General features: G+C 40.0%; 7 protein-coding genes. 1 reads left to right on the top strand and 6 read right to left on the bottom strand.

Translation table 11 applies throughout. The features are described 5' to 3' along the window. Positions 1 to 1,240: 1,240 nt before the first annotated feature. Positions 1,241 to 1,726, bottom strand: a complete 486-nt coding sequence (locus AAEY93_RS17305; RefSeq protein ID WP_124013955.1) for a glutathione peroxidase — start codon at positions 1,724 to 1,726, stop codon at positions 1,241 to 1,243. 150 nt (positions 1,727 to 1,876) lie between these two features. Here AAEY93_RS17305 and AAEY93_RS17300 point away from each other — a divergent pair, with 150 nt between their 5' ends. Further along, positions 1,877 to 3,274 (top strand): magnesium transporter, encoded by a 1,398-nt coding sequence (locus tag AAEY93_RS17300; protein ID WP_124013954.1) that lies wholly within the window; start codon positions 1,877 to 1,879, stop codon positions 3,272 to 3,274. Positions 3,275 to 3,583: 309 nt separating this feature from the next. On the opposite strand, the gene AAEY93_RS17295 is transcribed toward AAEY93_RS17300, so the two are convergent. From AAEY93_RS17295 to rfbA, 5 genes are all read right to left on the bottom strand, one after another. Continuing rightward, positions 3,584 to 3,751 (bottom strand): small highly charged protein, encoded by a 168-nt coding sequence (locus tag AAEY93_RS17295; RefSeq protein ID WP_101034621.1) that lies wholly within the window; start codon positions 3,749 to 3,751, stop codon positions 3,584 to 3,586. A gap of 124 nt (positions 3,752 to 3,875) precedes the next feature. After that, complete coding sequence (rfbD, locus tag AAEY93_RS17290; protein ID WP_351078608.1) at positions 3,876 to 4,799, bottom strand: dTDP-4-dehydrorhamnose reductase; 924 nt, start codon at positions 4,797 to 4,799, stop codon at positions 3,876 to 3,878. Next, a complete protein-coding gene (gene rfbB / locus AAEY93_RS17285; RefSeq protein WP_101030165.1) occupies positions 4,796 to 5,827 on the bottom strand; it encodes a dTDP-glucose 4,6-dehydratase in 1,032 nt (343 codons plus the stop codon). Before rfbB ends, rfbD begins: the two co-directional genes overlap by 4 nt. Beyond that, the gene (rfbC, locus tag AAEY93_RS17280; protein ID WP_124013951.1) at positions 5,824 to 6,393 is read right to left on the bottom strand and encodes a dTDP-4-dehydrorhamnose 3,5-epimerase; all 570 of its coding nucleotides are present in this window, start codon (positions 6,391 to 6,393) and stop codon (positions 5,824 to 5,826) included. The genes rfbB and rfbC overlap by 4 nt, the downstream gene beginning before the upstream one ends. Further along, positions 6,380 to 7,267, bottom strand: coding sequence for a glucose-1-phosphate thymidylyltransferase RfbA (gene rfbA / locus AAEY93_RS17275; RefSeq protein WP_124013950.1), 888 nt, complete (start codon positions 7,265 to 7,267; stop codon positions 6,380 to 6,382). The genes rfbC and rfbA overlap by 14 nt, the downstream gene beginning before the upstream one ends. Positions 7,268 to 7,727 lie beyond the last annotated feature (460 nt).

The following is a 7,727-nucleotide window of genomic DNA, read 5'->3' as shown; positions in this document are numbered from 1 at the left end:
TCAGTGTAAGGACAGGGTAAAAAGTTTGTGCACACGAGACTGGGCCAATATGGGTAAAGTCTAATGCGGATTGGTATTATACCAATACGTAAAGAGAATTCACAAAATTAACCTAAAAAAAGGGCAACCAATATGGTTGCCTAAGTCGTTCTTTGTGGGTTGTGAATAACGGTGCGCTAGCGTGTTAACACTCCCCAAATAGGGATGATGATGAACAATAAACATAAACTGTAGTGGCAAGTAAATAAGAGCTTTGAATACACACTAAACCGTTGGAGGAAGACGTTTAGTGAGTTCGTGTTCTTACTTGCTACATATACTATGACTAGGGCTATTTGGAAAAGTTCATTAAATGATGTACTAAATTTAAACATCATTAATTGCGAGGATTTGTTCATCTTTGATGGTCGAAAGTGGTTCGATATACACGGGTGTTAATCGAGATGTACAGTATGTTTTCTACTTAGTTATCGATTGTTAGTGTGTCGTGATGACACTTAACAAGTCCTACTTAATCTCAATTCTGAAAGGCGATCGGATAACTTGTTAAAAAAGGGTCTATTTAAAGTCTGTAATATTAAACTTTCCATGTCTTTTGCTAACAAGATCTATTGCAAGTCGATACAACTTCGACCGCGGCAAAAGCGCTGTTTGATAACGGGTTATGAGCCCCTGTTGAGGTAAGTTATTATAAGTAAGACACAAATAGTGGCACAACGCCTCTAGAAAGTTCAATAAATGGTAAATATGCGATCAAATCTATAGACATAAAAAAAGGCAATCAAATAATTGCCTATCGATCGACTTAGCGATCAAGGGGACCGCGCTAGAAGTCCCAGGGAGATGATGAACAAAAGTGAATATCACTGTTACTAAGTTTGAGTACGTGGTGGTTTAAAAGTTCAATATAAATGTATTTTTTTAGCCAAATAATGATGTTTATTTTATATTGCATATTTATCATAAACTTAAGTTTTGATGTGTTTTGATGTGTTTTGATGTGTTTTGATGTGTTTTGATGTGTTTTGTAATGTGTTTCTTGTGGTTTGAGCGTATTTAATTTGAGCATGTTCAATTCGGGCATATCGTTAAATGGAAATGTTATTGACTTAACATGGTCATGGAGCGTCCGCCTATGCCCCAAGAAGTAAAGTAAGGCGATTAACATGACATCAATCGCCCAAAGCAAACTCGCATACATTATGGATTAACGGTATTCGATTACAGGTAAAAGCCACGGCTAACTTAGCAGCTTTTCAATAATAACGTTAAGGTCTTCTGGCTTAGTGGTTGGCGAATAACGTTCAATAACATTTCCTTGTTTATCGACTAAGAACTTAGTGAAGTTCCATTTGATAGACTCACTAGCCAAAAGGCCTTTGGCAGACTTTTTAAGGTGTTGGTACAAGGGGTGACTATTAGCACCATTAACATCAATTTTACTGAATAGCGGAAACGTAACCCCAAAGTTGAGTTCACAAAATTGGCTGATCTCGTCTTCATTACCTTGCTCTTGCTTACCGAATTGATTACAAGGAAACCCCAAAATAACTAAACCACGATCTTTATATTGTTGATATAAGGCTTCAAGACCTTTGTATTGCGGTGTAAATCCACATTTACTTGCCGTGTTAACAATAAGGATAACTTTATCTTTAAAGTCCTCCATAACAACGTCTTTGCCTTGAATGTCTTTTACGATAATAGGGTAAATTGCAGCGGTCATGTGAAGCTCCTTATATGAAAAGTAAACTATAATACAAATATGGTTGGCTGGCAATTAAGTTGCGCGCAACTTAATTTATCTATTTGCTTATAAATACTAATTTCAATATAGTTTGCGCATAATTTACTATCAAGGATTAAGGACGGGCTTATGAATGAATTGAAGAACGAACTTAACTCTGAAGATGAAATCGACTCCAATTCGCAGCCACAAGCTGATGTCAGTCACGTGGTACATTTATTAACGGAAGCCGAGGGTGATGAGCAGGCCGAAATGTTCAGTGAGATTTTGACTGAAGCTGAACCAGGTACAATTGCTTTACTTTTAGAATCGTTACCGCTGGATGAGCGTTATGAACGTTGGCAGCAAGTTGATGTAGAAGAGCGTGTTGACGTTTTAAACTTAATGCGTGCAGATCCTCGTTTAGGCATAGTGAAAAAAATGCCAGACGAGGAGTTAGACTTACTCTTTTCGCAATTAAGTCCCGAAGATCTTATCGAGTGGAGTGATACGTTACCAGACAATATTACCGATCGTGCATTAGCACAGATGGGGGAGCGTCAGCGCAAGCACTTCGAACTGTATGATCAATATTCTGATAATGAAATCGGTCGTTATGCTGATCACCAAATGTTGGCATTAAGTCTTACGTCTACGGTCGCGCAAGGGCAACGTTTTTTTCGTCGAATTGATTTAGATTGTAATGACCACCTTTTTTTGGTGGATAATAACGATAAATATCTAGGGACAGTGCGTCGTTATGATGTTTTTAAAACGACCGATCTTGATACCCAATTACAGGTATTAATATGGGAAGACAGCCGGGTGATCTCTGCCGACTCATCTTTGATCGAAGCGGCCGAAGCCATTGAGCATAGTCGTGAGCTTGAATTACCGGTTGTCGATGATGACGGTATATTGATTGGCCGAATGACACTGAGAACGGCTACAGCCCTAGTGCGTGAACATTACGAAGCACAATTAATGGCAACCGCAGGTATGGATGAACACGACGATTTGTTTGCTCCAATTATGGTGGGAGCAAAACGTCGTGCAGTGTGGCTAGGGATTAACTTACTCACTGCTTTTTTAGCTTCTGCGACCATTGGATTATTTGAAAATGTGTTGTCGCAAGTGGTGGCATTAGCGGTATTGATGCCTATTGTGGCTTCAATGGGCGGTATTGCTGGTAGCCAATCGTTAACACTGATGATCCGCGGTATGGCAATGGGGCAGATTTCTGCCGGTAACGTGATGTCGTTGATGAAAAACGAACTCGGGATCGGTGCACTTAACGGCATGTTGTGGTCGATTGTCATTGGTATTGTTGCCGGGTGGTGGTTTAACGATACGATAATGGGCATTGTAATTGGTTGTGCCATCTTAATTAATATGGCGGTTGCGGCTATTGCGGGTGTTATGGTGCCAATGATCTTACAACGTTTTAATCAAGATGCGGCATTATCAGGATCGGTCATTCTCACCACTGTCACCGACGTGGTAGGTTTTTTTACCTTCTTGGGATTGGCCACCATATTGTATCTGTAAAGGTGCGGCATTGCTTACATCGAAATGCACTGAGTCAACATTGGGCTAGCCTTTGGTTAACGTTGTCCAGCGCCTCGACGATTATCACGTATGCTGTTATTTAGCTTCAATTCGCCTTGCGGGTAAAACAAATGACACGTTTAATATAGCCTGACTTGAAAGAGACTTATTGCTATCGGTTTAGCCTATATCTTATTCCAAGTTGAGGTCATTTAAATGCTCGTGAGTCTCTCAAGGTCATTTTTTGACAATAAAAAAGCAAGTTACAGGTAACTTGCTTTTTAAACTCGATGAGACAATGCGGTTAAATTATTTCCACTTAGGAGGCGCTAACTCCATTTCTGGATTATCGTCAAAGTAGCCTCGCTTGGTATCTCGGCGGCGTTGTTTTACTTTTTTCGATTTTGGTTTTCCCTTTCCCTCGATGTTATCGCCCCATGGCGCATCGTCTTCATCAAATTCAAATGAGTGTGACATTTTTAACATTCCAGATAACTGTACCTTTTTTGGTACAACCCCTTTTTTACCTAAAGTTAATAATAAGCTAAAGCGAAATATTTAATCCTTGATGGTAAAAATTATTGCACGTAGAAATGACAATTCAATTTTTGGCGACAAATAAACATTCTTTGCTGTGTTTGAGTTCATTTAGGCATAGGGATAATTGTTGTTGCCAGGGGTTTTGTGTGGCAATGGTGTGTGATAAACCGCTATCTAGCGCACTAAATACTGGCCTATTGACGATTGAAGCATATTGTTCTGATGTTATAGGCTGTAAATAAATCGGTTGACGTAATAAGCCTAACCCTATCGCTTGTGTTTTTATCGCTTGTGCAAACTCATACCAAGTGCATATGCCAGCATCACTCCAATGGTAAATAGCTGACCATTGTTTTTGTAAACACAGTTTCCACAAAAAACGCGCAAGATCATCAACCATTGTCGGGCTGCCGGTTTGGTCATTAACAATATTAATCGGGTTTTCTTTACTTGAGCCTATGGCTGCCTGATTATGCGTCTGTGACATTAACTTCAGCATAGTGGTCAGAAAATTATTGCCAGTATGATGGTAAAGCCAAGAGGTACGTACAATGCAAAATAGATCAGATTGGTAGCTCAGTAGTGTTGCTTCTGCGAGTAATTTTGATTGCCCATAAGTATTAATAGCCGCTGGTTTTTGTGTCACCAAATAAGGTGTCGATGAGCCGCCATCGAATACATAATCTGTTGACAATTGGATCAGTTTAATCCCATAAGCACTGGCCGCTTTAGCGATATACTCAACGGCTAATGCATTGGTTTTTATCGCGGACTCAGGGTTGATTTCGGCTTTTTCGACGTTGGTATAGGCTGCGCAGTTAATGATGATATTGGGTCGATAATAAGCCAATGCTTCGTCAATACGTTGTGGCTGAGTAATATCAACTTGTTGGTGGCTGAGCTGGATCAGTTCCACCGTATTAGGCTGAGTACGTTTTAAGGCTCGGGCTAGTTGACCTGTTTGACCAAAGGTTAATATTTTCATTGAACGTGAGCCAAATACCATTGGACAGTGCGGTATAAGCCATTAAAGAAGGTATGTTTAGGTGTCCAATTCAATGTTGTGGCCAATTTACTGGCATCAATGGCATAGCGACGATCATGTCCGGGTCTATCTTCAATATGCTCAATGAGTGAGGTAAAGCCATTGCCACTAGCAAGGCGATGATCCGGGAGTAATTGGCTAAGGTGTGCGCAAATCGACCTCACTACCTCAATATTAGTTTGCTCATTATTGCCGCCTACCGTATAGGTTTCACCCACGTTGCCTAAGGTTAATATTGTCAGTAAAGCTTCAACATGATCATCGACATAAAGCCAGTCTCGAATTTGTAGACCATTACCATAGATAGGAATTTGCTCACCCGCTATAGCGCGGGTAATGGTCAATGGGATCAGTTTTTCTGGATGTTGGTATGGGCCATAATTATTAGAACAATAACTGATTAAAATGGGTAAACCATAGGTTCGATACCAGGCTTTGACTAGATGATCGCTTGATGCTTTACTTGCTGAGTAAGGTGAGCTGGGTGCATAAGCACTTTGCTCATTGAAAAAGCCTGTGCCGGGTAAGTCACCAAATACCTCATCAGTCGAAATATGATGGAAGCGAAATCGTGCAGCCTTAGCGCTCAATAAACCATTATAAAATTGTCTGCTGGCTTCTAAAAGTTGATAAGTACCGACTATATTAGTCTGAATAAATTCTGCAGGACCTGAAATGGATCGATCAACATGAGTCTCTGCCGCTAAATGCATGACGGCGTCGGGTTGAAACCGATTAAATACTTGGGTTAATAATTGAGCATCACAGATATCGCCTTCGATGAAATGGTATCGTTGACTTTGGTTTAGCATTTTAAGGCTGCTGGGATCCGCTGCATATGTCAGCTTATCGATATTAATGACACTGTGATGGGTAAAATTAATGATAAATCTGATTAGTGCCGATCCAATAAATCCACAACCACCAGTAATCAGTATTGCGAGTGCTTGTTCGTTTCTGTGTGTCATTGTTTTAGGCCAAATGAGATAACCTTAGGGTTTAGCATCGGGTTATCTTTGTCTGAGACGAGAGGAGCAAGGTGTTGTTTTAATGGCCATTGAATATTGAGCACGGGATCATTCCATGCGATGGTTTGATCATCATCTGGTCGATAATATTGTGAACATTTATAAATAACATCAGCGATGTCAGACAATACGTAAAAGCCATGAGCAAATCCCGCAGGGATCCACATTTGATAGCCATTTTCGTCTGAGATTTCTTGGCCTATCCACTGACCATACGTTGTAGACCCTTGACGAATGTCGACAGCAACGTCAAAGATGCTTCCTCTTGCTACCCGGATTAATTTACCTTGAGGGAAGTGTTGCTGGAAGTGAAGTCCACGTAAGACATTGTTAATAGAACGCGATTGATTTTCTTGGACTAGTTGAGGAACATCTAAGTTGTTTTGAGTAAACGCGTCACTAAAGGTGTTTTGGCGTAACGTTTCCATAAAGAATCCACGCTCATCAATGAACTTACGTGGGCTAAAAATCATCACGTCTTTGAGTTGAGTGTTAATCCATTTCATCTGGAAAATTCTTATTTAATAGAGACAGTAAGTATTCACCATAACCACTTTTTAACAGTGGCTTAGCCAGTTTTTTGAGTTGTAATTGATCAATTAATCCCATCGAATAGGCTATTTCCTCAGGGCAGGACACTTTTAAACCTTGGCGTTTTTCTATTGCAGCTATGTATTGTGTCGCTTCTGCCATGGCATCGGGTGTACCAGTGTCTAGCCAAGCGGTTCCTCGGCCTAAGATATTGACTTGAAGATTATTATTATCAAGATATTGATTTATCACATCCACTATTTCGAGTTCTCCTCTTTCAGAGGGGAAGACTTGCTTAGCGTAATAGCTTGCCTTGTTGTCGAAAAAATACAGCCCTGGCATGGCAAAATTTGATTTGGGTTTAGCGGGCTTTTCTGTAATAGAAAGTACTTGATTATGTTTATCAAACTCAATAACCCCATAAGCTTGTGGATTAGCAACGTGATAACCAAAGACGGTGGCAGATGATATTTTATTCGTTGATTGTAGAGTGTGCTGTAATTGATGGCCATAAAATAAATTATCCCCTAAAATCATTGCACAAGGACTACCATTTAGAAAATGTTCAGCAATAATGAGTGCTTGTGCGAGTCCTTTAGGCTTTGCTTGTGTTGCAAATTCAATGTTAATACCCCATTGATGGCCATTGTGCAGCAGTGATTTAAAAAGAGGCAGATCGGTAGGCGTGCAAATAAGCAAAATCTCTGTAATACCAGCCTGCATCAATGTGCATAGCGGATAATAAACCATAGGTTTATCGTAAACGGGTAATAACTGTTTACAGACAACTTGGGTGATAGGAAATAGTCGAGTGCCTAAACCTCCAGCTAATAAAATACCTTTTCTCATCAATCTTTCTTTAAGTGATTCATAAGTGAATTTTAGCACAGCTAAAATCAATTAAGCAGATTTGTTATGGGTGTTATTTACCTAAGCCTTCAATTATATCAAGGCTATATCGCTCTGCATCAGGGCCTTTAATTCGCTGAAATTTAACATCTAATAAAGATAAGGGATCTGAATAGACTCGATAAATATGGTCGCGATCTAAATGATAATATTACTCGTTTGATCCTATTTGAAGGTGCCTTTACCTCGATAGGGATGAGGATCGCTGTCTAAACCTATGGTGTGGATGGTGCATGTAAGTTCGAGTTTGGGCAAGGGAACATGCCACGATAAACACCTGCCATTGCAAGGTTGCTTTGCAGCTTGTTGCTATATCAATCGTGAGATTGTTTAGTCGGTTGGCTGCAGCCTAAGATTACCCATCCGAGTACTAAGCATAAATTTTCATCTAAGCCCCCTT

Origin of the sequence: Shewanella sp. CAL98-MNA-CIBAN-0140 (assembly GCF_040309905.1) — a bacterium.
GTDB classification, from domain to species: domain Bacteria; phylum Pseudomonadota; class Gammaproteobacteria; order Enterobacterales; family Shewanellaceae; genus Shewanella; species Shewanella psychromarinicola.
This window is presented reverse-complemented; position numbering and strand designations above follow the sequence as displayed.